Here is a 677-nt window from a genome sequence, read left to right as displayed (position 1 = left end):
GTAGGCGAGCAGCGGCACCACCAGCGACGCGGCCTCGCCGGGGCCGGGGATGCGCCGCGGCGGCCGGCCCCTTCGCATGGCCCGCGCCAGCCGCATCTGCCGCGCCTCGCCTGCAAGGTCGGGCACCAGATGAAGTGCCGAAAACAGCGCGTAGCCGATCGAGGCCGGCAGCCGCCACGAGCGCATCAGCGCCTTGATCAGCCGGCCGGGATCGGTCGTCAGCGCAAACAGCGCCGAGACCATGCCGCAGGCGATCGCCCGCAGGAACAGGACGATGCCGGCCGACAGTGTGGCGCCGCCGAAGGGCGTTTCGGCCGACATTCTCACCGCGAAGTCGCTCTCCTGCCGAAACAGCACCGAGGTGGTGAGGAAGCCGAAGCCGAACAGCGCGAAGGGCACCATCAGCGCCAGCACCAGCAGCGGCGAGCGCCGTTCGGCAAGGATCAGCGCCAGCGCGGCGATCAGGACGGTCGCGATCTGGAACACCGCGTCGAAGACGAGGATCGACGCCGCGATCCAGGCGAGGCAGACCACCAGCTTGGGCAGCGGGTGCAGCGCGCTCAGCATGTCGCCGCCTCCGCGCCGGCATCGGCCCAGGCGCCGAGGTCGAGGATCGCGGGATGATCAGGTCTTCCTCGTCGTCGAGATGGCGCGCCAGCATCGCCACCAGCGACTGG

1 protein-coding gene is annotated in these 677 nt (G+C 70.8%); it reads right to left on the bottom strand.

Going from position 1 to position 677, the window contains the following annotated elements; translation table 11 throughout:
• Positions 1-567, bottom strand: a 567-nt coding sequence (locus EJC49_RS25055) for an energy-coupling factor transporter transmembrane component T family protein (RefSeq protein WP_126702654.1), incomplete at its 3' end; no start/stop codon positions are given.
• Positions 568-677: the final 110 nt, after the last annotated feature.

It is taken from the genome of Aquibium carbonis, assembly GCF_003970795.1.
Taxonomy (GTDB): Bacteria; Pseudomonadota; Alphaproteobacteria; order Rhizobiales; family Rhizobiaceae; genus Aquibium; species Aquibium carbonis.
The sequence above is the reverse complement of the archived record's forward strand: the minus strand, read 5'-3'. Positions and strand labels throughout refer to the sequence as shown.